The 22,750-nt window shown below is 39.2% G+C and carries 24 protein-coding genes; 5 read left to right on the forward strand and 19 right to left on the reverse strand.

What is annotated here, in order from left to right; all coding sequences use genetic code 11:
* Nucleotides 1-63 precede the first annotated feature (63 nt).
* On the forward strand, nt 64-1,881 hold the full coding sequence (locus CLIN57ABFB40_RS02825) for an alpha-L-fucosidase (RefSeq protein WP_175628791.1): 1,818 nt from the start codon (nt 64-66) through the stop codon (nt 1,879-1,881).
* Between the two features lie 141 nt (nt 1,882-2,022).
* Nucleotides 2,023-3,198 (forward strand): mechanosensitive ion channel family protein, encoded by a 1,176-nt coding sequence (locus tag CLIN57ABFB40_RS02830; protein ID WP_175628792.1) that lies wholly within the window; start codon nt 2,023-2,025, stop codon nt 3,196-3,198.
* Nucleotides 3,199-3,274: 76 nt separating this feature from the next.
* On the opposite strand, the gene CLIN57ABFB40_RS02835 is transcribed toward CLIN57ABFB40_RS02830, so the two are convergent.
* The gene (locus CLIN57ABFB40_RS02835; RefSeq protein ID WP_175628793.1) at nt 3,275-4,423 is read right to left on the reverse strand and encodes an endonuclease/exonuclease/phosphatase family protein; all 1,149 of its coding nucleotides are present in this window, start codon (nt 4,421-4,423) and stop codon (nt 3,275-3,277) included.
* A complete protein-coding gene (locus CLIN57ABFB40_RS02840) occupies nt 4,404-5,864 on the reverse strand; it encodes an aminoacyl-histidine dipeptidase (RefSeq protein ID WP_175628794.1) in 1,461 nt (486 codons plus the stop codon). Before CLIN57ABFB40_RS02840 ends, CLIN57ABFB40_RS02835 begins: the two co-directional genes overlap by 20 nt.
* Before the next feature lie 135 nt (nt 5,865-5,999).
* Here CLIN57ABFB40_RS02840 and CLIN57ABFB40_RS02845 point away from each other — a divergent pair, with 135 nt between their 5' ends.
* Both CLIN57ABFB40_RS02845 and CLIN57ABFB40_RS02850 read left to right on the forward strand, forming a co-directional pair.
* Nucleotides 6,000-6,233, forward strand: coding sequence for a hypothetical protein (locus CLIN57ABFB40_RS02845; RefSeq protein WP_175628795.1), 234 nt, complete (start codon nt 6,000-6,002; stop codon nt 6,231-6,233).
* Nucleotides 6,234-6,260: 27 nt separating this feature from the next.
* On the forward strand, nt 6,261-6,863 hold the full coding sequence (locus CLIN57ABFB40_RS02850) for an OmpH family outer membrane protein (protein ID WP_175628796.1): 603 nt from the start codon (nt 6,261-6,263) through the stop codon (nt 6,861-6,863).
* 121 nt (nt 6,864-6,984) lie between these two features.
* Here CLIN57ABFB40_RS02850 and CLIN57ABFB40_RS02855 read toward each other — a convergent pair whose 3' ends face one another.
* On the reverse strand, nt 6,985-7,326 hold the full coding sequence (locus tag CLIN57ABFB40_RS02855; RefSeq protein ID WP_175628797.1) for a hypothetical protein: 342 nt from the start codon (nt 7,324-7,326) through the stop codon (nt 6,985-6,987).
* A gap of 3 nt (nt 7,327-7,329) precedes the next feature.
* Entirely contained in the window at nt 7,330-7,626 is a 297-nt protein-coding gene (locus CLIN57ABFB40_RS02860) for an FtsB family cell division protein (RefSeq protein ID WP_175628798.1), read from the reverse strand.
* 148 nt (nt 7,627-7,774) lie between these two features.
* On the opposite strand from CLIN57ABFB40_RS02860, the gene CLIN57ABFB40_RS02865 reads away from it, so the two are divergent.
* Complete coding sequence (locus tag CLIN57ABFB40_RS02865) at nt 7,775-9,652, forward strand: DNA polymerase III subunit gamma/tau (RefSeq protein ID WP_175628799.1); 1,878 nt, start codon at nt 7,775-7,777, stop codon at nt 9,650-9,652.
* Between the two features lie 79 nt (nt 9,653-9,731).
* Here CLIN57ABFB40_RS02865 and CLIN57ABFB40_RS02870 read toward each other — a convergent pair whose 3' ends face one another.
* The 15 genes from CLIN57ABFB40_RS02870 to CLIN57ABFB40_RS02940 all read right to left on the reverse strand — a co-directional run bounded on the left by CLIN57ABFB40_RS02870 (nt 9,732) and on the right by CLIN57ABFB40_RS02940 (nt 22,710).
* Nucleotides 9,732-9,965, reverse strand: coding sequence for a PspC domain-containing protein (locus CLIN57ABFB40_RS02870; protein ID WP_175628800.1), 234 nt, complete (start codon nt 9,963-9,965; stop codon nt 9,732-9,734).
* A 382-nt stretch (nt 9,966-10,347) separates the two neighbouring features.
* On the reverse strand, nt 10,348-10,953 hold the full coding sequence (locus CLIN57ABFB40_RS02875; protein WP_175628801.1) for a hypothetical protein: 606 nt from the start codon (nt 10,951-10,953) through the stop codon (nt 10,348-10,350).
* Between the two features lie 188 nt (nt 10,954-11,141).
* Nucleotides 11,142-11,528, reverse strand: coding sequence for a hypothetical protein (locus tag CLIN57ABFB40_RS02880; protein WP_175628802.1), 387 nt, complete (start codon nt 11,526-11,528; stop codon nt 11,142-11,144).
* A complete protein-coding gene (locus tag CLIN57ABFB40_RS02885) occupies nt 11,521-11,919 on the reverse strand; it encodes an aspartyl protease family protein (protein ID WP_175628803.1) in 399 nt (132 codons plus the stop codon). Before CLIN57ABFB40_RS02885 ends, CLIN57ABFB40_RS02880 begins: the two co-directional genes overlap by 8 nt.
* A gap of 5 nt (nt 11,920-11,924) precedes the next feature.
* Entirely contained in the window at nt 11,925-12,350 is a 426-nt protein-coding gene (locus CLIN57ABFB40_RS02890; RefSeq protein WP_175628804.1) for a hypothetical protein, read from the reverse strand.
* Between the two features lie 27 nt (nt 12,351-12,377).
* Nucleotides 12,378-12,626, reverse strand: coding sequence for a hypothetical protein (locus CLIN57ABFB40_RS02895; RefSeq protein ID WP_151928289.1), 249 nt, complete (start codon nt 12,624-12,626; stop codon nt 12,378-12,380).
* Nucleotide 12,627: 1 nt separating this feature from the next.
* Entirely contained in the window at nt 12,628-13,746 is a 1,119-nt protein-coding gene (locus CLIN57ABFB40_RS02900) for a hypothetical protein (RefSeq protein ID WP_175628805.1), read from the reverse strand.
* The gene (locus CLIN57ABFB40_RS02905; RefSeq protein ID WP_175628806.1) at nt 13,743-14,096 is read right to left on the reverse strand and encodes a hypothetical protein; all 354 of its coding nucleotides are present in this window, start codon (nt 14,094-14,096) and stop codon (nt 13,743-13,745) included. The genes CLIN57ABFB40_RS02900 and CLIN57ABFB40_RS02905 overlap by 4 nt, the downstream gene beginning before the upstream one ends.
* A 939-nt stretch (nt 14,097-15,035) precedes the next feature.
* Nucleotides 15,036-15,491, reverse strand: a complete 456-nt coding sequence (locus tag CLIN57ABFB40_RS02910; protein WP_032850951.1) for a JAB domain-containing protein — start codon at nt 15,489-15,491, stop codon at nt 15,036-15,038.
* 8 nt (nt 15,492-15,499) lie between these two features.
* A complete protein-coding gene (locus CLIN57ABFB40_RS02915) occupies nt 15,500-16,585 on the reverse strand; it encodes a DUF3871 family protein (RefSeq protein ID WP_032850952.1) in 1,086 nt (361 codons plus the stop codon).
* Nucleotides 16,551-17,438, reverse strand: a complete 888-nt coding sequence (locus tag CLIN57ABFB40_RS02920) for an AAA family ATPase (protein ID WP_175628807.1) — start codon at nt 17,436-17,438, stop codon at nt 16,551-16,553. Before CLIN57ABFB40_RS02920 ends, CLIN57ABFB40_RS02915 begins: the two co-directional genes overlap by 35 nt.
* A gap of 94 nt (nt 17,439-17,532) precedes the next feature.
* On the reverse strand, nt 17,533-17,802 hold the full coding sequence (locus CLIN57ABFB40_RS02925) for a hypothetical protein (RefSeq protein WP_032847126.1): 270 nt from the start codon (nt 17,800-17,802) through the stop codon (nt 17,533-17,535).
* Between the two features lie 332 nt (nt 17,803-18,134).
* On the reverse strand, nt 18,135-18,809 hold the full coding sequence (locus CLIN57ABFB40_RS02930) for a hypothetical protein (RefSeq protein ID WP_175628808.1): 675 nt from the start codon (nt 18,807-18,809) through the stop codon (nt 18,135-18,137).
* Between the two features lie 234 nt (nt 18,810-19,043).
* Nucleotides 19,044-21,314 (reverse strand): DEAD/DEAH box helicase, encoded by a 2,271-nt coding sequence (locus CLIN57ABFB40_RS02935; RefSeq protein WP_175628809.1) that lies wholly within the window; start codon nt 21,312-21,314, stop codon nt 19,044-19,046.
* 100 nt (nt 21,315-21,414) lie between these two features.
* Complete coding sequence (locus CLIN57ABFB40_RS02940; protein WP_175630328.1) at nt 21,415-22,710, reverse strand: phage integrase SAM-like domain-containing protein; 1,296 nt, start codon at nt 22,708-22,710, stop codon at nt 21,415-21,417.
* Nucleotides 22,711-22,750 lie beyond the last annotated feature (40 nt).

The following is a 22,750-nucleotide window of genomic DNA, read 5'->3' on the forward strand; positions in this document are numbered from 1 at the left end:
GAGTAGTGAAATTCACACCTTTATGTTATCTTTGTACTATCAGCATTAATTAAATTTTATATCATGAACAAACTATTGATCACCTTATTATTATCCTCTGGCATCACATTAAGCGTACAGGCACAAAAGTCAGAAGGATATTACGTAAAGCACGTTGAATTTCCTCAAAATGCCACCCTTGAACAGAAAGTGGATATGGCTGCACGTCTCGTACCCACCCCTCAACAATATGCTTGGCAACAAATGGAATTAACAGCTTTCCTTCATTTCGGTATCAACACCTTTACTGGGCGTGAATGGGGAGATGGAAAAGAAGACCCCGCACTTTTCAATCCTTCGGAACTGGATGCCGAACAATGGGTAAGCACTCTCAAGGATGCCGGCTTTAAAATGGTACTTCTGACCGCAAAGCATCACGACGGTTTCTGTCTTTGGCCAACAGCTACCACCAAACATTCTGTAGTCTCTTCTCCCTGGAAGAACGGGCAGGGGGATGTTGTAAAAGAACTCCGAAAAGCCTGCGACAAATATGATATGAAGTTCGGCGTCTACCTTTCTCCGTGGGACCGCAATGCGGAATGTTATGGAGACTCTCCTCGTTACAATGAATTTTTTATCCGACAATTGACAGAACTGCTTACCAATTACGGTGAAGTGCACGAAGTATGGTTCGACGGAGCGAATGGGGAAGGTCCGAACGGAAAGAAACAAGTCTATGACTGGGACGCTTTCTATAAAACCATCCAACGCCTGCAACCGAAAGCAGTAATGGCGATTATGGGAGACGATGTCCGTTGGGTAGGAAATGAAAAAGGACTGGGACGCGAAACGGAATGGAATGCCACCGTGCTGACTCCGGGAATTTATGCCCGCTCGACAGAAAACAACAAACGCCTGGGTGTCTTTAGCAAAGCGGAAGATTTAGGAAGCCGCAAAATGTTGGAGAAAGCTACCGAACTGTTTTGGTATCCTTCGGAAGTGGATGTGTCCATCCGTCCGGGATGGTTCTATCATGCGGAAGAAGATGCGAAAGTGAAGTCCCTGAAACATCTGTCGGATATTTATTTCCAGTCGGTAGGATATAACTCCGTGCTTTTATTGAATATACCGCCCGACCGCAAAGGCTTGATTAATGAAGCCGACGTGAACCGTCTGAAAGAATTTGCAGCTTACCGTCAACAGATATTTGCTGATAACCGGGTAAAAAAAGGAAGAAACTACTGGAATGCCACTTCAGGCAGTGAAGCCGTTTATTCTTTGAAACCGGGCTCGGAAATTAACTTAGTGATGCTTCAGGAAGATATCACGAAAGGACAGAGAGTGGAGTCTTTCGTTGTAGAGGCTTTGACTGATAACGGTTGGAAAGAAGTAGGCAAGGGTACGACAATCGGATATAAACGTATGCTGCGTTTCCCGACCGTGAAAGCCAGTCAGCTACGGGTGAAGATTGACGATTGTCGTCTGACTGCTCATATCAATCAAGTGGCCGCTTATTATGCAGCTTCTTTGCAGGAAGTGGTTCAGGGTGAAGATTGGAATAATCTGCCTCGTGCAGGCTGGAAACAAGTCGCTGATTCTCCGTTGACGATTGATTTGGGCAAATCGGTGACATTAGCCAGCTTTACTTATGCTCCTTTGAAAGCGGAAGCGAAACCGACAATGGCTTTCCGTTATAAATTCTTTGTGAGCATGGACGGAAAGAACTGGAAGGAAGTTCCTGCCAACGGTGAGTTCAGTAATATCATGCACAACCCGCTGCCGCAGACGGTTACTTTCGGTCAGAAAGTACAAGCACGTTATATTAAGTTGGAGGCTACTACGCCTACCGCAACAACCGCGAAAGTAGAAATGGATGAAATAGGAGTGATAACTACTCCCTGACGGGATTGTTATCGCTGAAAGATATGCATAGAGAGTAGCAGTGAAGACTGGCAGTCCTGATTTCTAGTGAATCGGATGCCAGTCTTTTTTTTCTAAACCAAATGAATCTTTTGCTGTTATTAATAAAAAAAGACAGAAGTTATGCTCGTAGTAGATTTAGGAAAATGGATGAACAAAATCCTGATAGATTGGGGGATAGCCCCGACAGTTGCCGACCGTTTTGATGAGGCTCTTATTGCTGTGCTGATGATAGCAATTGCTATCGGCCTGAATTATCTCTGCCAAGCGATTCTTATAGGAGGAATGAAGCAGTACACCCGTCGGAAACCGCACCTTTGGAATACGTTGCTGATGAAGCGTAAAGTGTTTCACAACCTGATTCATACGGTTCCGGCTTTTCTGGTTTATTCTTTACTGCCAATGGCTTTTATTCGTGGCAAGGACTTATTGCTTATTTCCCAGAAAGCTTGTGCCGTTTACATTATCTTTTCTTTGCTGTTAGCCATTAATGGGATTCTGTTGATGATAATGGATATCTACGACGGGAAGGAGTCTATGAAGAACCGTCCGATGAAAGGATTCATCCAGGTGTTGCAGGTGCTTCTGTTCTTTGTCGGTGGAATCATTATTATTGCCATTATTGTGAATAAATCTCCAGCCAGTTTGTTTGCGGGATTAGGTGCTTCGGCTGCCATCCTGATGCTGGTATTCAAGGATTCCATACTAGGATTTGTGGCGGGTATCCAGCTTTCCGCCAATGATATGGTTCGTCCGGGCGACTGGATTACGCTTCCTTCCGGTGCTGCCAATGGCACAGTGCAGGAGATTACTCTGAATACAGTCAAGATTCAGAATTTCGATAATACGATTTCTACCGTTCCCCCTTATACCTTGGTCAGCAGTCCTTTCCAGAACTGGCGGGGAATGGTGCAATCAGGAGGACGAAGGGTAATGAAGAATATAACCCTGGACTTGACTACACTCCAATTCTGTACGCCCGAAATGCTCGACCGTTATCGGAAGGAAATCCCTTTGATGGCGGATTATCAGCCTGAAGAAGATGTAGTACCCACCAATTCACAGGTTTATCGTGTATATATTGAGCGTTATTTGTGCAGCTTGCCTGTGGTGAATCAGGATTTGGACTTGATTATCAGCCAGAAAGAAGCCACGATGTATGGAGTACCTATTCAAGTTTACTTTTTCTCCCGAAACAAAGTTTGGAAAGAATATGAACGTATCCAGTCGGACATCTTCGACCATTTGCTGGCAATGGTTCCCAAGTTTGATTTGAAGGTTTATCAGTATTCCGATTAAATGATTTGTGCCATTCTGATGTTACGACTGTTCTAATACGGTGACACAAAACAATTTGTTACAGATAGTTGGTATATTAATATAAAATCAGCTCGAAGTCTGTATAAATAGGCAAATGGTCACTGACACCACCTTGATACTTCATTCCCTTATAAGTGCGGAAAGGCTCTTTATCACCGTATTTCTTATCCTCAATTAGTAAAAAGGGGAGCAGGCAGACGTTTGCTTTATCCTCACTGGTGAAGAACTCGCCGGAGCGGTTCAACAAAGTGCCGGATACTATCAAGTGGTCGAGCAATCCCCATTCCCCCCGATATTTGTAAGAACCGAAATCTTTGGATTTGGCTTTTCGAGCGAGTAGATGATAGAGTTTCAATGGAGATAAGGTGGGGGATGGAGCTTCCGCTTCCAGTACTTCCCGGATAGACTTATTAGTCGGATAGTCATTAAAATCTCCCATGATGATAACTTGAGGGTGAAGCCGTTTGTGCAAGATACTATCCGCTTCCGTTCGTAGAATTTGGGCTGCATGAAGCCGGTAAGGTTCGGACTCTCTCGCTCCGCCCGAACGGCTCGGGAGATGGCAGACAAATACATCCAGCGTATCTCCTGTCAGTAATAAACCGCTGACATGCAATAAATCCCTTGTCGGACGATGTTGGCCGAAAGGGGGAATGGAGACAGGACGGGAAGATAATAATTTGAATAAATCCCGTTGATAAAGTAGAGCTACGTCAATACCTCTTAAATCGGGAGAATCCGTCATAACATAACGGTAATCGAGTTCTTTTAAAGGCGAACGGCGGGTAAGGTCACGCAGTACCGTATCATTTTCCACTTCACAAAGACCTATGAGGGCGGGCGGATTCCATTCGCCAATCGCTGTGATGGCACGTGCAATATCAGCCAGCTTCTTTTTGTATCTATTGTAATACCAGTGACGCGTTGCGTCGGGAAGAAATTCGCGGTCATTCTTCAGGCTGTCGTGATGAGTGTCAAACAGGTTTTCTATGTTCCAGCTTACGACGCGGAAAGGGACTTTTTCTTGGAAGAGGGAGTCTAGCCTGTGATGTGTCTCTTGTGCCGTAATAAAAGAAGGGGTAAGAAAACTGATGCCCGATAAGCCCATAACAAAAAGGAGTATGGTAACAGCTACTCGTTTTTCGCTGTTACCATGACCCTTAGTTCGTCGACTAGTCCGCCTGTTATTTCTTGGCAGGAACATGTACCAGAATATCCAGCAGGTGTTTCCAGAACTTATCTACAGTAGGAATAAGCATCCGTTCATCAGGAGAGTGAACACCCGTAAGAGTCGGTCCGAAAGAAATCATATCCAATGCCGGGTATTTGTCAAGGAACAAGCCACATTCCAATCCTGCATGGATAGCTTTCACTTTGGCGTCTACACCAAATAAACGCTTATAAGATTCGGCAGCCACTTCGAGAATGGCCGAATGTGGATTCGGCTTCCATCCCGGATAACCTTCGCCGAAGGTAACGTTTGCTCCCGCCAATAGGAATACGGTGCGTACAGTATTCGCCATATCATTGCGGGCAGACAAGATGGAACTGCGCTGGCTGGTTTCGATACGGATGACATTATTAGGTTTCATCTTCACGGAAGCAAGGTTTGTAGACGTTTCCACCAGTCCCGGGATGTCCTGGCTCATGGCATATACACCATGAGGGGCGGCATATAAAGCCTTCAGCAAACGGTCGGTTGTGCCCTGGTCTATAGCAGTCTTGCGGGGAGCTTCCGATTCGAGAACCAGTTTCAAGTCCGGTTCTACAACAGACAATTCATCTTCCATTTCGCTGGCGAAGATATTCAATTCGGTACGGACATCATGTTTTGCATCTTCGGGTACGGCACAGATAGCATACGCTTCGCGGGGAATGGCATTGCGTAGATTGCCACCGTTGATTTCGCAAAGATACAAATCGTGCTTATTGGCTATGCGGGTGAGGAAACGATTCAAAATCTTGTTCGCATTTCCTCTTCCCAAATGAATGTCGCCACCGGAATGACCGCCTTTCAGCCCTTTCACTTCCACCTTGAAGAAGAAATATCCGGCAGGAACTTCTATATCCTTATATGTAAATTCGGCTACAGAGTCAATGCCACCGGCACATCCGATAAAGATTTCCCCTTCGTCCTCAGAGTCGAGGTTCAGGAGAATATCACCGCTCATGAACCCCTCTTTCAAGGCAAAAGCACCTGTCAATCCCGTTTCTTCGTCTACGGTGAACAAACATTCCAGCGGGCCGTGTTCGATAGTGTCGTCGGCAAGGATAGCCAGTTCGGTAGCCACGCCGATGCCGTTGTCGGCTCCGAGGGTAGTCCCTTTGGCTTTCAGCCATTCACCGTCAATCTCAGTTTCGATAGGGTCGGTGAGGAAGTCGTGCTGGACGTCGTTGTTCTTTTCGCACACCATATCGATATGTGATTGCAGCACCACAGTTTGCAGGTTCTCTTTACCCGGTGTGGCAGGTTTTTTAATCAATATATTGCCGACTTCATCTACCTTGGTTTCGAGGTTATGTTTAGCTCCGAATGCCTTCAGATAGGCAATCATTTTCTCTTCCTTCTTTGAAGGGCGTGGCACCTGGCAGATTTCTTCAAAATACTTGAATACGCCAGCCGGCTTTAAGTCTTTTTTTTCCATGCTGTTTTCTTTTTTATAATAAGGAATAGAAGGGCGGTTTTGGCCTCTTCTATTGCTAAATATGGTTAATTTGATGGGCTTATCTGAACTCATATCTCATTAAAGCCTATCTTTGCACTCACAAAATTAATAGAAATGGTTGAGACTATACTGATAACTTTGTTAATAGTTGCTATTTCCCTGGCATTATTAGGGGTGAAAGTATTCTTTACTAAGGGTGGTAAGTTCCCTAATGGCCACGTGAGCGGGAATAAAGCGTTGCGTAAAAAAGGAATCGGATGTGCACAGTCTCAGGACCGTGAAGCACAAAAGAAGCCACGTTTTTCTATTGATGAGTTGGAAAAAGCCTTGAACGATAGTATGAATTAAATTTTTAAAAAACAATACTTATAAATTATGAATAGAATGAACTTCCTCATGAACGGTTTGGCTGCTCTTGCGTTTATCGTTTTATTTTCACAATGTGCTGGCAAAGCTGACAATCAAACTACTGCTGCTCCTTCTCAGGCTAACGCCGAATTGTCAGGAATGAAAATTGCGTATGTTGAAATCGATTCGTTATTAGCACAATACAACTTCTGTATTGACCTGAATGAGGCGATGGTAAAGAAGAGCGAAAATGTCCGTCTGACATTGAACCAAAAAGCGAACGCTCTGAATAAGGAAAAGCAAGATTTCCAGAAGAAAGTTGAGAATAACGCATTTCTGTCACAAGACAGAGCTCAACAGGAATACAACCGCCTGGTGAAGTTGGAACAAGACCTGCAGGAATTGAGTACCAAACTTCAGAATGGCTTGATGGAAGAAAACAATAAGAATAGCTTGCAGTTCCGCGATTCAATCAATGCTTTCCTGAAAGAGTATAACAAGACTCGTGGATACAGCTTGATTTTCAGCAACACAGGTTTCGATAACCTGCTCTATGCTGACAGTGCATTTAACATTACAAAAGAAATTGTGGATGGACTGAATGCAAGATATTCTCCAGTAAAGAAATAAGATTTATAAATAATGATAATTAATATGTTCCGTGCTTTGTGAAAAAGGACGGAACATGAATTCTAAAATTTTGTTTGTGTTGGTGCCTGTTCAAGACTGTGAAGCTATGAACGGGCTTTTTTTATGCCCTTTCCTTTTCTTCTTCCTGTGGAATACGGAAGGCGGTATAAAGTTCGAGTATAGCGGCAATAGTAAGACAAGCTATCCATTCATTGCCGCGTGTGGCGAACATGAAAGCTCCGGTCAGTATGAGTGCCAATGCTCCGAATATCTGCTGAATGCGCAGGCGTTTCAAAGTTTTGCTTTTTCCTTTGACGGGCGTGTTCACTTGCGCCAACGCGATGAATCCGGCTCCGATAGTGTATATATAGGGGGCGTAAATCCATCCGGTTATAAATACGGCAGCTCCGGTAAGAGTCATTATAGCGCCGACGGCGAAAAAAGCGGGTATTAATTGTTTCATTGTTTATTCTTCAAAAACGTAAATATCTTCGTTGGGTTTCTTCATCAGATACTTTTCGCGGGCAATCTGCTCGATAGCGTCTGGATTGGTGCTTATTTCATTGAGACGCTTCGTGTTTTCTTCATAATCCATCCGATACTTTTCTATCTCTTCTTTCAATAGGCTGATTTCACGTTCATATCCGAGACGACGCACCAAGCTGTTCTCGTCCAGAAAACCTATGATAACGGCAAATGCAACGACCGTAATGAGATACTTACGCCTGCATATGAAATTCCAAATACTGATTAGTTTACCCATGACTTCTCCTTTTAATCTCCGCAAAGATAAAACTAATAACTTAAAAACTTATCGCTTCGGCTTCAAAACTTCTATCCTTATCCTTTATTACTTATCACTTTTTTATGTACATTTGCACTGAACTCAAAAAACAGAGAGAATCCCGGATATGGAAAACTATATTGTATCAGCCCGTAAGTACCGTCCGTCCACGTTCGAGTCAGTGGTAGGGCAGCGGGCGCTGACCACTACGCTGAAAAATGCGATTGCCACCCAGAAACTGGCTCATGCCTATTTGTTTTGCGGGCCGCGTGGAGTGGGAAAGACTACTTGCGCACGTATCTTTGCCAAAACGATAAACTGTATGACGCCCACTGCCGACGGCGAGGCTTGCAACCAATGCGAATCCTGTGTGGCATTCAACGAACAGCGGTCGTACAATATCCACGAACTTGATGCCGCATCCAACAACTCGGTAGACGACATCCGCCAGTTGGTGGAACAGGTGCGTATTCCGCCACAAATCGGCAAGTATAAAGTATATATCATCGACGAGGTACATATGCTTTCCGCATCCGCTTTCAATGCGTTTCTGAAAACGCTGGAAGAACCGCCCCGTCATGCCATCTTTATTTTGGCTACAACGGAGAAACATAAGATTCTTCCGACCATCCTTTCCCGTTGCCAGATTTATGATTTTAGCCGGATTAGTGTGGAAGATACGGTGAACCACTTGTCGTACGTAGCTTCGAAAGAGGCAATCACTGCGGAACCGGAAGCATTGAACGTGATAGCGATGAAAGCGGACGGTGGTATGCGTGACGCATTGTCTATTTTCGACCAAGTGGTGAGTTTTACGGGTGGCAACATCACGTACAAGAGCGTGATTGACAATCTGAATGTACTTGATTACGAATATTATTTCCGTCTGACGGATTGCTTCCTCGAAAACAAGGTAAGCGACGCCCTGCTGCTTTTTAATGACATATTGAATAAAGGCTTCGATGGAAGCCACTTTATAACCGGCTTGTCCTCTCATTTCCGTGACTTGCTGGTAGCCAAAGATGCGGTGACGTTGCCTTTGTTGGAAGTGGGGGCGAGCATACGCCAACGTTATCAGGAACAAGCGCAGAAATGCCCGTTGACTTTCCTGTATCGGGCGATGAAGCTTTGTAATGAATGTGATTTGAATTACCGCATCAGCAAGAACAAGCGGTTGTTGGTAGAATTGACCTTGATACAGGTTGCACAGCTTACCACCGGGGAGGATGACGGTGGCGGTGGGCGTAGCCCTAAGAAGACTATAAAACCCGTATTCACACAGCCTGCCGCAGCTCAGCAGCCGCAGGTTGCTTCTGCAAGCCCGGCTCAGCAGAATTCTGTTCATTCGTATCCGTCTTCAACTTCAACACAGGCTGCTGGTTACGCTACTGCTGCCCGTCAACCGCAGATGCCTACGGCGGCACAGTCCGCACCGCCTTCTTCAACAAATGTGGCGGCTTCGTCAACTCCGTCACAAGGAGCAGGAATTCCCCAGACGGTAAGGGAAGAACAGCGGAAAGTTCCAGTAATGAAGATGTCCAGTCTGGGCGTGTCTATCAAGAATCCGCAGCGTGGGCAGGAGACTCAGAATACGGCTGCAACTACTGCTCCTAAGGTGCAGATGCAACCGGAAGAGGATTTGATATTCAACGACCGTGACTTGAACTATTATTGGCAGGAATATGCAGCACAGTTGCCGAAAGAGCAGGATGCGTTAATGAAGCGTATGCAGATGCTTCGTCCGGCATTATTCAAAAACTCGACGACTTTTGAAGTTGTGGTGGATAATGAAATGGCGGCGAAAGACTTTACTGCCTTGATTCCTGAATTGCAGGAGTATCTTCGTGTCCGGTTGAGGAATAGCCAGGTCGTAATGACAGTGAGGGTCAGTGAAGCGGCAGAAACGATACGCCCGGTGGGACGTGTAGAGAAGTTTCAGATGATGGCACAGAAGAACCAGGCTTTGATGCAACTGAAAGAGGAATTCGGACTTGAATTATATTAGTCTTTTGTGAAGAAACCATATAAAATGAGCTTTGCCCGATTGGTTGTCATTTGACAAAAATCGGGCAAGGCTTTTATTTTTAATGTAGTCTGTTATTCATACGGTCTTCATATCCGTCTGACGGCATTTTTGCTGGCATAACAATCCATAAAATAATATAGATGATTACTCCGGCGAAAGCAGTAAAGAATGTAGCCAATATATATACTATTCTCAGTAAAGTCGGGTCCCAACCGAAATACTCGGCAATTCCGGCACATACTCCCGCAATCATGCGGTTGGAAGAGCGTGTTAGTTTCTTGTTATTTTCCATATATGGTATTAATTTTAGTGCGAATATCGCTACAAATATAAAGAATATATTTGGTCTGTGTGGCAGATAGGGTAATTTATATTCTGTTTTTAGCATCTGAATGATGCTCTACCAACAAAGAAAAAGTCCTTGTAAGTATCTAACTTACAAAGGGTTTATATCTGGGGAAAGCCCGGAGTCGAATCGGCGACATTCAGAACCACAATCAGGCATAGTAACACCTTTATCTTTAATAGTTGTTAGTTTGTTTATACTTTCTCTTAACAGCCTATAGAACAACTATAGACCAACAATAGTAGTATTACTGCTATGCTAGTATCATACTACTAATAGCACTTGGACTGTGCTAAGTTTCCTGCTTCTGTTTCATAACTAAATTTATTTAAAGTGTTATCTCAATAGGTCTAAATCTGATTTGGGTATCAATGAAGTAAAGCTTGTCATCAATACCATACAGCACATTATTAGGTACTGCATCAAAAACCTCATATTCTGCATTGTGATATTCATCCTCATAGACCATTTCAAAGCCTAATGCTTGCATGTGTTCTGCTATTTCTTCCTCTGTAGCTTCTCTTTTAGCTCTGACATAAGGTTGAACTAACACAGCACAAAACTCATGTTGACTGTTATAAGCAAAGCCAATCATCTGATAAGTGACATTGCTAAAGAATACGTTATGAGCTTCTATCCTAATGAAGAAGTTCTCAAGGTCTTCACCTGCATACTCAAAGTTGTTTAACTTGAATACAATATCTTCATGACCTGTGAATACTTCATTTTCTCCCCCTTTACTAAGGTAAGATAAGGGGAGAGAGTTTATGTTAATCCATAAGTTATGTTGAGTAGCAAATAGTTTTAGCTCTTCAATTTGCCTTCTCTTATAGCCTTCTGCTGGTTCAACATTTCCTGTTGCTTCTTTTTCTCTTCTAATGAGATTGGTTGCTTCTGCCAAGAGGTTATTGACTTGAGAGTGCTCTCTATCCATTGCTTGTGGAATTCATTAATATAGGTTCTTTCCATACTTTAATCTGTTAAAGTGGTTGATGCAAATGTAGTAAATCAGTCTGATTTATCCAACATTACACTTCTATTTATTTAGAACACCTTCTCTATAGATGAGATGTAGCTATAATGGTAAGGATAACCATAACATAAGTCTTATTGCTTTCATAATTATTCTTTTTTCTTCATTTTAAGATACACCTTGTTGTCTCTTGTTATTATAAGCACTGGAGAATACTCATTAAATAGTGATACTTTTGGATGAAAGTCACCCTCATCATAGTTATTCTTTTCCATAAATAGCATTATATAATCTCTGGCATTATCTATAATAACTCTAGCTGTAAGTTCAGGACTTTTATAATCCATATATGAGAGTTTATACCCTTTATTTTCAACAGAACTTAGATCTACTATATACTTTATTTCAAGAGGTACTATTTTAGCTATATAATTTTGAGTATCTGATGACCCCTGATGGTTATATAGTATAATTGCTGTTACTACAAGTCCTATTGCTAATATTATAAGGAGTATTGTTTTTCTTATTTTATTCATAATTGCTTACTATTAGTTTGTTGAAATTAATCACCCACTTGTTCTCCAGTAAGAAGTCAGTGCCTAGTAGTCCATGTACCTGTATGCCATTTTCTTCTTCAATACTTTTAAAAGCATCTAGTAGAGGTGTTACACAGAACTTGGGCTTATATATCTGACCTTCAAAGTTAAAAGATAGAGTAACTATATCTACCTTGTGCTTAGTTCCTTCTATCCCACTGATACAATAGTCACCAACTGGTTCTACTATATCCTTGAAATATTCTACTACAGTACTGTCTATCAGACTGCAGGTACTTCCAGTATCCAAGATGAAACATAAATACTTATCTTCTATTTCAACTAGGATAATAGGGAGTTTAGTTTTACATATCCCGTAAGATAAATCCATGAGTTCTATTTATATTTAGGCAATAAATCATACATTATACTAGCTGTATTGCTTCTGTCAGAATAACTAATATAGACTGAAAAGTAAGAATATATAAAAGTATTCCCATTATCACCCTTTAAAATGTGGGTGTAGTTTGTTTTATAAAAAGCATTAGTCATAGCAGTATACCAGTCATAGGAATAATTACCTTCTCCTTCAACTGTCATAAATTCACTAATAACCCTATTATTCTTCAATTCAAACAGTATATTATCTTCATATTTATATCTTACAACATTGTTATCTGTTCCCCAGTATTGTAAGTTTGGAAATGTTATTTGAAGTTGTTCTAAGGTTTTATTTAAGTTGTTTTTAGGTTCTTCTTTACTTTGAGCCTGTATATTGAGGTTGAAAATTAACAGAGATAGAACAAGAGTAAGTATTCTCATATATGTATATATTAATTGTTGATGTTATTATTTACCCATGATAGACTGCATTATACTCATAGCCAGTGCTCCAAGTATTAATGAAATCCATAGTTCAGCACTGCACCAGATGCTTTTCCTTTTCAAGTTGAGCTTCTTCTTGACCTCAAGGGGAAGTTTCTCCATTTCAGTCTCATTTAGCTTTTCCAGTACTTCATCAGCAACAGCCTTTAGTGCCTGTTCTGTCATTCCATTGAGCTGTTCAATGGTTAATGTTTGTAGTTCTTCTTTGTTCATATTACTTGAGTTTAAGTGAGTTAATCATTGTCTCTGCAATTACCTTTTGTTTACTGTTCCTTGCTGCATCTGCATCTGTTGTTGCAGTAATGATAAAGGTTGTGTTATCCTTCTTTTTTACTATGTATTGTATGCCATGCAACTTGTACCCTTGAATGTTAAAGGTGTAGTCTATCATACTTCCTTGACAGTTGTTTATGTAGATGTCATCATTCTGTTCTAGTAGGTGATAACTGTCCATTATTTGCTTATTTTGAGCTATTGTATTCTGGGCTAAATAAGAGGTAGGTTCACTCCATTTCTTTTTGGAGACAATGACGTTGATATTAGGTCTAAAGTCATGGTCATTCTTCAATTTCTCCATAATTTGAACAGAGACAGTTGTATTACCAGTTACTTGGTTGTCATCCTGAACTATCTGCCATGTGGTAGGGTATTTTATAGAGAAGTACTCATTAGAATATAGTTTTCCTAAATGAACATTGTCTACTTTGGATTTATCATCACTTTTAATAGTCCCATTGTTTATACTTGAAGTTTGGGTTACATGATCTTTAATGCTTTTAAAAGAATTTGTAAATCTATTGAACTTCTCTTCAATATTATCATTGGATATAACAGTTAAACAAATGATATAATTATCCTTAGAAAACATAAGTCCTCTTTGATTATATCCCTTAGTAGTACATTCTCCTATATATCCTTGATACTCCTCATAACCAAATAAGATTGGTTTGCAATTCTTTAAGTGTTTCATAGCATCTCTAATCTTGCTATCAATAGCACTCTTTAATTTATCTGCTGGTATATCTTTATATCCTACAGGAAGTCTATTTACTGCTAATTGATAAAATGTTATTTTATCTGGATTATCTTTCTCTGTTATGCCTCCATAATTTAATAGAAACTCTCCAGAAACTTGCTGTGATACATCTTCTAGAAGACAAGGAGCTTTAATGGTAAAACCATACTCTTGAAATATCTGATAACCTCTTTCTTGATAATAGGCAATGTCTTTAAGATTACTAATACTTTGATTTCCTTCATCTTGTCTCTGGGAATTGATTTGGCATGAAGAGACTAATATAACCAACAATATTAAATATGTACTTTTCATCATTCTTGCTTTTTGTTAATCAGGTTGTATATTAAACATATTACTGCCAGTACTACTACCAGTATTATTCCTATAGATAATAAAGATGAAGCAATAGAGGCTATCCAAGCGAGTAATGGTAGTAAACAAATTATACCTCCTATAAGCATTATTGACCCTAAGTAACCTAGCTTCTCATTGGAAGACTTTAGTATAAGAAATCCTATCAATATTAATGGTATTGCTATGAGTATACCATTAACAACTTCACTTGAGTTTGGAAGTCCTAAGTCTGGTGTAGGTAGATACCTGCCTCTGAAATATCCATCAGAGGAGATGAAGAAGAGTTGAAATGTTTTAGAGAGTATTATCATATTGTTTTCCTTTTGTAGCATACTACAAAAGAAAGTGTGAGCCTAACCTTATTGGGAGTCCAAGGTATTACCACATACCTACAATCACACAATATAAGGGAAGCCCACACCTAATGGTATGAGTATCCACTACTTACTGCTGTGATTGTTAGTCTTCAAGGTGGTAATTTTAGGACTGTCACAAGTAAGAAGCAAACACTTCTTTAGCTAATATGTCTTGTTAAACTTCTATTTCATTAGTTGTCATTTAATTAATACTGTTGCAAAGATAAAACTTTCCAATAATACTTCATCATTTGACTGCCATAATTTAATAGGTTTCAAGTCAGATTAGTACCATAGGTGTAGGCTATATCCTTATAATGCAAAGGTAAGCTTAATTATTTACTTTCTATATGCTAAATTGATAAATAGAGCACCAGTTACTATCAATAATAGCCACTGTAATATCATATCTAATGCTGTCATATATACACTAGTTAAAGCCCCAGTCCATTACAGAACTAGGGCTATCAACAACAATAAAACACATAGTAAGAGGCATATAACCTCTTAATCCTTAAGTATCATACTGGTGAGAACAAAGCCTACCAGAATCAAGATAATCTCACACATAATTCAATCAATATTTAATTTAGTCTAACTTACCAACTACTAATGTAGTTCATGTTTACATACTTCACCGAACCTCAAGTGGTTAAGTTATTATAGCAGCACTTCTCTCTATCCTGTAATCAAATACCATTAACCTATATTAGAAGAGGCAGTCAACCTCTATTAAACCATCCCCTGATTTGCCATTCAGCATCACTTACTTTGTATATATAATATGTAAGAAAGTGAGACAGGAGAAATTTCCCATCATAATGGTATAATAACAGTAGAGGGGAATGGATTTAATAGAAGGTAGGATATTGTAGAGCTTAGAAGGTTAAGTATTTATAGTTTTCCTTCATCATAATAGGAGTAGTATTCCTTCTCTGGGCTTAAGATTACATGGTCTGCTACATGAATCTCCATGAGTTCTGCTGCCTTCTTGACCTTTTCAGTCAAAGCATCATCCAAAGTACTGGGTTTCATGCTTCCAGAAGGGTGATTATGTGCCAATATTACCTGTGTTGCATTAGCCAATAAGGCAGCTTGTAATATCAACCTCACATCTACATAAGTTGCAGATATTCCACCTTCTGAAATAGGTACTATACCCAGTACTCTGTTAGACTGATTAAGCAGTACTACTTTAAAGCTTTCCTTGTATTCTATTGTATCATCAGGGAAGTACTTTATCAATAGTTCATAGGCATCTTGTGAGCTATTTATCTTGTATCTAGTTGATGATTTGACATTGCTTTTATAGCTCAATTGAACCTCTGCTACATTCATTATACTGTCCATAAGATACACTAATTAATGAACCAACTATATTCATTCTCACCATATAAAGCCTTATTAAGTCCTTCAGCCAATTGAGTGGCATTAAGTGACCTGTCCAAGAAGTTGTCAATGTAGCTACTTTTATTAGCTCCAGTTAGTAAGTTGTACACATTCCACATGCTAATTTCCCTGCTGTCCAAAAGGGTGCTAAAGTTATCATCATTATAATATGCTTTGGCAACTAATCCTATCTGGGTATCAGTCATTAGCATCTGTGGTAACTTCTTCTTCTGGTCTACAGGTAAGAATTGATATAATCTGCATCTACCTAAGAATTGTGCAAATTGGGACTCTCTCATATAGCTATCCTTATAAGCTGACATATAATACAAGTGTTGGGCTATATTGTACTCTTGGAACAGCCTCACCACTGCATTGAATAGTTCAGTTGTACTCATAACCTTTAATTCTGACCTGTAACCATCTGTTGATACACACATGTTACAGCAGACTAAGTTTTTGAAGCCAATGAACACCTTGAACTTCTCTGCACTCTTCTTGCTGTACAGATTCATGTGATTATAAGCTCTTACTCCACCTATGGTTAAATTCAGTCTGTTACCTGCAATATCCTCATATATGGTAGGTATCTCAAAACAGAACATCATTCTCTCAAAGTAGATGGTTTTATCAGATTCCAGTAGCTGATTTACTGGCTTATGAATAGCTTCCGGTATTCTGCCTTTGATAACATGGCTTACCCTAATGGCAGGTTCTTCTATTCTCTCATTGGAGAAGACTTTATTAGCTGCTTCCCATACAGTTTCAATGAAACTGGAGTGTGATATAGTAACCTCATTGTCCTTAGAAAACACAGGTGTAATACATTCCTCTTTGAGGTACTGCATGGTTACTTCCTTTGTATTAGCTTCAATAAAAGGTAACTTATTACTTTCTCTGGTGCTTATGGAATCAGCTTCTACAGGATTTGTTGACATAATACCTGTGTTGATGACTTCCATTGGCTCAACTATTTGAACATGAGAGCCTTCTTTGTTGATTCTATTAGGGTATATCAGATTAGCTCTGACTGGCTGCAACTGCATTATTTCCATATCTAATGTAATTAGGGGTATAGTTAATAGTTGGTTGATTCTTTTGTACCTGAAGTGCTGCTTTCTTCTGCATGAATTCTGATGTTAACTGCTGATACCATTCAGGATAAGCATGATAGATGGCAGTCAGTTCTTCAATGGTTTTACTGCTGTTAATCTTGCTCCTTATCATCTCCAAATTGACACCATCATTACACCAATCAAGTATTATCTGACCTGTAGCAGGTGTAATGGTAAAATCAGGCTTACCTATGAACAGGTTTGTCCTATCTTTAGATGCAATAGTCTGGTGCTTCATATTAATATCAAATACTATGGTAAATTCATAATCTATACCATCTCTCATGACTGCTTTAAGCCCTACTTTCTCTGGTATCATCTTGCCATTCTTCTCACTTAGAACATAGTCCTGTTTGCATCTCATAGTGCATATAATATGCCTATTGGATTGTAGAATTTTCTGCATGAAAGCATTGATTCTGGGTGTCACCTTCTGCCAATTAGTGAAGCTGTTACCTTGTAATCCTGCATGGTATTCAAGCAAGTTATCCCAACACTGTGAGATGCTATCAATTATGATAACTTCCATACCTGCACCTTCACATATTTCAATAGCTTGTATATAAGTTTCAGGTGTAAAGTTATCACTTAGACTTAATACATTATAAGCACCTAAGTGAGCATAAAGGTCAGCACTTCCATTCTCACTGTCAATAATGGCTATCTTAGTCCAGTCATTACATAAACCATAAGCTAAAAGCAATGCAGAATAGGTCTTACCTGAACCTGCACAGCCTTGTAAAGCAAGCTTTATTTTAGCCTGCTTCTTGGATGAAACTCTTAAATTCAACATATCTGAATAGGATTAATTGTTATACACAGTCTATAAAGAAAAAAGGAAGCAAGTCCTAATAAACTTGCCTCCTTGAGGTCAACATTGAGACCTGTCATAAAGTTGCTAATGTCATAGCTCCACCTTCACCTCTTTGATGCAGCATATAGAACATGTCACCTGTATCTGGTGAACATACTTGAGAGATAACAGGATTGGTAACCTCTCCATTGAGAAACTTGTCACTTACTGCACCAGTTTCACAGCCATAAACAAAGAAGCACTTACCTGTATGAGGATTCTGTTTTACCTCAATCTTGTTGACTCCCTTTTGAGCCTTGAACTCATTCACTGTCACTGTCTCTAAGAACTTTAACTTTTCCATAATCTTGTATTTTATTGTTGTGCAGACAGACTATTCTGCTGCTGTTGATTCAGTTACTATGGTGGGGTAATGAGCTAACTGTAATGAACTTATAATGTAAATCCAATAATCCCCAATATGCATAGGGGGACTATCCCACTCCTAAGGTAAGGGGAGGGAGACTTTGTGACTTAGAGTACACTTGTAAGTATCAAATTGAAGAAAAAAAATAAAAAATATTAAGGGTATACTATATCAGGTGACAGTAAGAAGTGTTATATATTAGTTATGTACATATAAAGCAATCCCCTGCCTTCTGGTGGGAAAACAGGGGATATTGGGGTATGTATCATTCATTCATCATTAATAGTATCAAGGTAATGCTTGATTTCATCATCATCTGGTACATGTGATATAACTTTGTCTATCCAAGTATTGTAACCCAAGTGAGGGTACAGAAGGACTTTAGCTTCCATGTGTTCAGTCCATGATAGTGCCATTGGAACATCATAAGAAGACCAGATTACTTTCTTCTCAATCAATAAGTCTCTATACTTTTTATATGTGTTCTTTGCTATATCTAAGTGGCTATAAATGGCTTTGTCTGATAGGTCTATCCTGAACTCTTTGTTAACACAAAGGCAGTATAACCCTATCATAACTCCTTTCTCTTCTGGACTTAAAGAGCTGTCACTGAATAACTCTGCCCATATAATTCTGAAATTCTTAGGAGGATTGGGTAGATAATAGATATTCCTTCTAATCTCTTTTTGCGGCTGTATAGTCTTTACTCCATATCCTTTATCTTCTAGCTCCTTTAGTCTGGGGATAAAGGAATCCTTGATATAATCTGTACTTACTCCTGTAAGCTCTGACAACTGGCTGAAAGTAGTATCTGTTGTCATGTAGTTGCTTTCCCTTTGAGGATAAGCATTAATATAGAGACCTGCTAATAGGTAGAGCTGCTTTGGATTGAAGTACCTGCAAGCTTCAATGGGGATGATAGTGAATTGTTTAACTGTTGTCATTAATTCTGATTTTATAGGGGTCAAAATCCACCCCATACTAATTACCTACAGTAATAAAGGATTAAAGGTAATTAGTATAGGGTGATATTTGACCCTAAGGTTGCTTCTGTTGATAGCTAATGTCATATTAGAGATGTGTCACTCCTATAACCATCTGATTATCAAGTGTAAATATAGTAAATAAAGTCTATAATACCAATATTCTTATCATTTATCTGATTACATATTAACCTTCTATAACATAAATAGCTTTAACAAATTATTCTCTTTGGTAGCTATCCTGCCAGTATGTTCTTTAAAACCTCTTGGATTCTCTCCTCTGATGGTGTACTTATTCCCAGATGTCCTGTCAGTGGCATATATGCTTTTCAATAAGGCTACATACTTTCTAGGTTTCAGTACCTTATGTAGATGATACTGGACTATAGGAGCTAATATCTCTTGTATCTCACTTGCTGAATAGCTCTTATTTAAGGTGAAACTTCTTCTTATTGCAACCTTGAAAGGATGCTCTTCATCTAGTGCCCAATACATAACTGCATTATTGAGATTCTTGTAAGCTATATTGTTACTTGTTCTAATCTCCCATAGCTGATGTAGCAAACTATCAAGGTCAACATATTTGTAGAGCTTAATGAATCTCTCTAAGAATATCTTTGTCCTGCTTCTACTTTGCCTAATGTATAAGTACAAAGTATTGTCATTCAACTGCCCTGTGGTTGATAATACTTTGATGTTATCTATGGCTTCTTGAATGTAACTATCTGTCAACTTATTCTGTGCATCCTTATTGGTTTTCTCTATGCTGTTTTGCTCTGGAGAAACACCATAAGGTAGGGATTTATAACTAATGATGTTAACCTGTTTACCTAGTACTTCTTTCAAGGTTTCAGGCATAAAATATGAGGCATATAAGTCGGTTCTTTCAATGATGTAATCTATATTGAGGTAGGCAGGTACATTCTTTCCATATATATCCTTTCTAGTCAAGTTAATTAACTCATTCCCTGCAATTCTTTCTTGTGCTTTCTCTCTTATGGCTTCTTTGATTATTGCAAATAGATCAGTCAAGGTATAATCCCCCTGTGAGATAGTATCTGCCGATTCAAGTACTTTGAGTACCTTTTGGGCTTTGTTTAATAGAGTGGCAGTGTACTTTTCCATACTTTCCATTACTGATACATATCCTAAGGTGTTATATATGATAGTTTCACTTAGTATTCCATTATCCTTTCTGCATCTACCATGTATTTGTGTCATTCTATCTAAGGTCAACATTGAGTGACTTCTTCTTACATCTGATACAGTGATTAGATGGTAACTATCCTCTATATCTATACCAGTGAAGTAGCAATAGGTGGCAAAGTTAATCCTAGCAGGTAAGGTATTATTGTCCCCCAATTTAGGTGCAAAGTATTCTCCTGCTTCCTTTATGGATGCCTCACTACATAGGATAGCACATTCCTTTCTGGTTTCTTCATCTAGTGATGATATAATGTTTCTTATCTGGAGTATGGAGTTATAGGCAATGAACACCTTCTCTGTAGGATGGGAGATAACCTTTTCTATGACAGCCTGTGTGACATTATCTGTATGTAGTAAGTCTATATTTCTATGGGTATTGTATTTCCATGTTATAGGAAATCTACATTCAGTCTTTAAGTGTGGATTGCTGAATTCCTTCATAGTAGCTGTTACCATACATCTGTTCTTTAATGGGAACATAAGGTAGTAGTCAATCACATTCTCCAATTGGGGTCTGAAGTTGTTGTCAGTCTGGAGAACATCAATCTCATCAACCATAAGGAAATAGTCTTTGTAGTTCTCTTTTCCTATGATACCTAATAGTCTACCTAGACTGTCTGCAACTACTAGAAGTTTCTTGTATCCATCTTTTGCTAGGTATTCCTCAATCTGCTGATTAGTTACCTTTTCCTTTTCACCTTTAATCTCACTACCTACATATAATGTATTAGGATGCTTTGAGTGTTTACCATAAGCCAGAGCCTTAGTAGGAAAGACTATGATTGAATTTCTCTTTGAGTTTATCTCAAGGGTAGTAGCTCCAATGCCGGGTATCTTCTTGTCTATAATACCATGAGGCATCTTATCTATGAAGTTAGCCAGATTCCAGAAGGAGTCACCAACTTCTTCTCTTATTACTTCTGGTGCTCTGCCAAATAGCAAGTTATCCAAACTAGTTATTACTGTATCTTGAGGTATGGTTTTAGTTTCTCCTACTTTCCCAGAGGATAATATCTCAATGTACTCTACAGGTGCATCATGTAAGTCACCATAAGTATTAGGTACTGTCTCTTCTAATTGGTTTTCAACTATGGAAGATTTAACCTCTTTAGAGTGCTCTTCTGATACAGGAGTAGTGCCTAATGTTATAACTTCTGACAGGTTGGTCTTCTCATCAGGAATCTGGAGATTGTATAACTCATCTATGAAGCTACTATCAAGTCCTGCTATTTCCTTTGCCAGTTCATCTTCTATGCTCATGTCTCACTTAGTTTGTAATTAGTATATAGATTGTAAGTGAACAAATATACTAAAGAGCCTCCATAATTCAATCAATTACAGAGGTTCTTTTGTGTTAAACTTACTTCACTTCTGGACTAGGCAGCTCACTATAACTACCAAATACATACTCAACCACCTTCTTGTTAGCTTCATTCTCTATCTTGAAGTCTCTTTCAATATAGATGTCAGTGACTTTCATAGCTTCATCAATATGATTTAAGGCAGCATGAACTGTATACTTATCTATACCTACTTTATTAACAGCTAATGTAGCCCATGAGTGCCTTGCAGCATAGTATTCCAAATCATCCACTTTCAGTATTTTGCCAATTTGCTTTAACCCAAGATTGATGGCTCTGTTGAAGTTCTTGAAAGTAGAATAGAGATGATAGAAGCAGAACACCTTCTTCTGGGTGTAATCTTCATATTTCTTCATTAAAGGTAGTAAGACAGGAAGAACATCTACTTTCATCTTAGCTTTATCAAGTCTTCTGTCTGTAGTCTTAGTCCTGTAATAGGTAATTGAACCATCTTCCAGTTCACTACAGTTATACAAATCAGCAGAGTTCATCCCTATAAGACAGAAAGAAAGGATAAAGCAATCCTTAGCTAGGTTAAAGGGGCATAACCTTTCCCTGCCATTAGCATTAATGATATAGGGTAATTCCCATATCTTCTTAATTAACTCTGCTGATAATGCTCTCTTCCTAGTTGCTTCCTGCTTTGGTATCACCAAGTTCTCAAAAGGTGAGTTAGGTATCCTAATGAGATTCCTGTCATAATCATTGTACTTCTTCTTAGCTTCATTGAATAGATGTCTGATGCTACTAGTGTACAGTGATACCATTCTGTTAGAGGGTATTCTCTTTCCTTTCTTCTGAAGTTCTGCTACTTGTTTAGCCCTTTTCTTGTGAAGGTATTCCATGAACTCCATCATTAACAACTTGGTAACTTGGTTAGTATTTAATTTGTCCTTTCCTAAGAAGGCAATGAAGGCATTGAGGGCAGTTTGATAATTCCTCTTACCTTTGACCTCTGTAGTTGTTAACCAGTCTTTGCAGAACTGGATAAAGTCAATAGGAGTATTCTTTTCCTTCTCTTTCTGGATATAATCAAGTACATCACTTAAGGTTAAATTGGAAGCCTCCAATGGAAGCCCCATACATAACTCTTCATAGTATCTGACCAATCTGTCAGCTTCCTTGATGTACTTAGGGTTCTTTAACTTGAAGTCCTTAGTCAGGTCTTCTGCTCTTACAAAGATATGAGTAGCCAACCTCTTAACCTCTCTGTTGTAGGTTAGCCTAATCTTTACGTTATAAGTTTTATCAACTTTTTGCTTAGATTTTAAGACTTCAGCTTTGATAGTCAATATGTTACATTGGTTTATTGGGAACAACAATAGACCAACAACT

The sequence above is a fragment of the Bacteroides acidifaciens genome (assembly GCF_903181435.1).
In the GTDB taxonomy this organism is placed as follows: domain Bacteria; phylum Bacteroidota; class Bacteroidia; order Bacteroidales; family Bacteroidaceae; genus Bacteroides.

Bases quoted from the DNA above. Each gene is read 5' to 3' on its own strand.
- CLIN57ABFB40_RS02855 (WP_175628797.1), bottom strand. From the start codon at position 7,326: ATGAAACAATTAATACCCGCTTTTTTCGCCGTCGGCGCTATAATGACT.
- CLIN57ABFB40_RS02915 (WP_032850952.1), bottom strand. From the start codon at position 16,585: ATGGAAATAATGCAGTTGCAGCCAGTCAGAGCTAATCTGATATACCCT.
- CLIN57ABFB40_RS02910 (WP_032850951.1), bottom strand. From the start codon at position 15,491: ATGGACAGTATAATGAATGTAGCAGAGGTTCAATTGAGCTATAAAAGC.
- CLIN57ABFB40_RS02840 (WP_175628794.1), bottom strand. From the start codon at position 5,864: ATGGAAAAAAAAGACTTAAAGCCGGCTGGCGTATTCAAGTATTTTGAA.
- CLIN57ABFB40_RS02830 (WP_175628792.1), top strand. From the start codon at position 2,023: ATGCTCGTAGTAGATTTAGGAAAATGGATGAACAAAATCCTGATAGAT.
- CLIN57ABFB40_RS02905 (WP_175628806.1), bottom strand. From the start codon at position 14,096: ATGATAATACTCTCTAAAACATTTCAACTCTTCTTCATCTCCTCTGAT.
- CLIN57ABFB40_RS02900 (WP_175628805.1), bottom strand. From the start codon at position 13,746: ATGATGAAAAGTACATATTTAATATTGTTGGTTATATTAGTCTCTTCA.
- CLIN57ABFB40_RS02850 (WP_175628796.1), top strand. From the start codon at position 6,261: ATGAATAGAATGAACTTCCTCATGAACGGTTTGGCTGCTCTTGCGTTT.
- CLIN57ABFB40_RS02870 (WP_175628800.1), bottom strand. From the start codon at position 9,965: ATGGAAAATAACAAGAAACTAACACGCTCTTCCAACCGCATGATTGCG.
- CLIN57ABFB40_RS02935 (WP_175628809.1), bottom strand. From the start codon at position 21,314: ATGAGCATAGAAGATGAACTGGCAAAGGAAATAGCAGGACTTGATAGT.
- CLIN57ABFB40_RS02860 (WP_175628798.1), bottom strand. From the start codon at position 7,626: ATGGGTAAACTAATCAGTATTTGGAATTTCATATGCAGGCGTAAGTAT.
- CLIN57ABFB40_RS02895 (WP_151928289.1), bottom strand. From the start codon at position 12,626: ATGAACAAAGAAGAACTACAAACATTAACCATTGAACAGCTCAATGGA.
- CLIN57ABFB40_RS02885 (WP_175628803.1), bottom strand. From the start codon at position 11,919: ATGGATTTATCTTACGGGATATGTAAAACTAAACTCCCTATTATCCTA.
- CLIN57ABFB40_RS02920 (WP_175628807.1), bottom strand. From the start codon at position 17,438: ATGTTGAATTTAAGAGTTTCATCCAAGAAGCAGGCTAAAATAAAGCTT.
- CLIN57ABFB40_RS02890 (WP_175628804.1), bottom strand. From the start codon at position 12,350: ATGAGAATACTTACTCTTGTTCTATCTCTGTTAATTTTCAACCTCAAT.
- CLIN57ABFB40_RS02865 (WP_175628799.1), top strand. From the start codon at position 7,775: ATGGAAAACTATATTGTATCAGCCCGTAAGTACCGTCCGTCCACGTTC.
- CLIN57ABFB40_RS02930 (WP_175628808.1), bottom strand. From the start codon at position 18,809: ATGACAACAGTTAAACAATTCACTATCATCCCCATTGAAGCTTGCAGG.
- CLIN57ABFB40_RS02825 (WP_175628791.1), top strand. From the start codon at position 64: ATGAACAAACTATTGATCACCTTATTATTATCCTCTGGCATCACATTA.
- CLIN57ABFB40_RS02925 (WP_032847126.1), bottom strand. From the start codon at position 17,802: ATGGAAAAGTTAAAGTTCTTAGAGACAGTGACAGTGAATGAGTTCAAG.
- CLIN57ABFB40_RS02880 (WP_175628802.1), bottom strand. From the start codon at position 11,528: ATGAATAAAATAAGAAAAACAATACTCCTTATAATATTAGCAATAGGA.
- CLIN57ABFB40_RS02835 (WP_175628793.1), bottom strand. From the start codon at position 4,423: ATGTTCCTGCCAAGAAATAACAGGCGGACTAGTCGACGAACTAAGGGT.
- CLIN57ABFB40_RS02875 (WP_175628801.1), bottom strand. From the start codon at position 10,953: ATGGATAGAGAGCACTCTCAAGTCAATAACCTCTTGGCAGAAGCAACC.
- CLIN57ABFB40_RS02845 (WP_175628795.1), top strand. From the start codon at position 6,000: ATGGTTGAGACTATACTGATAACTTTGTTAATAGTTGCTATTTCCCTG.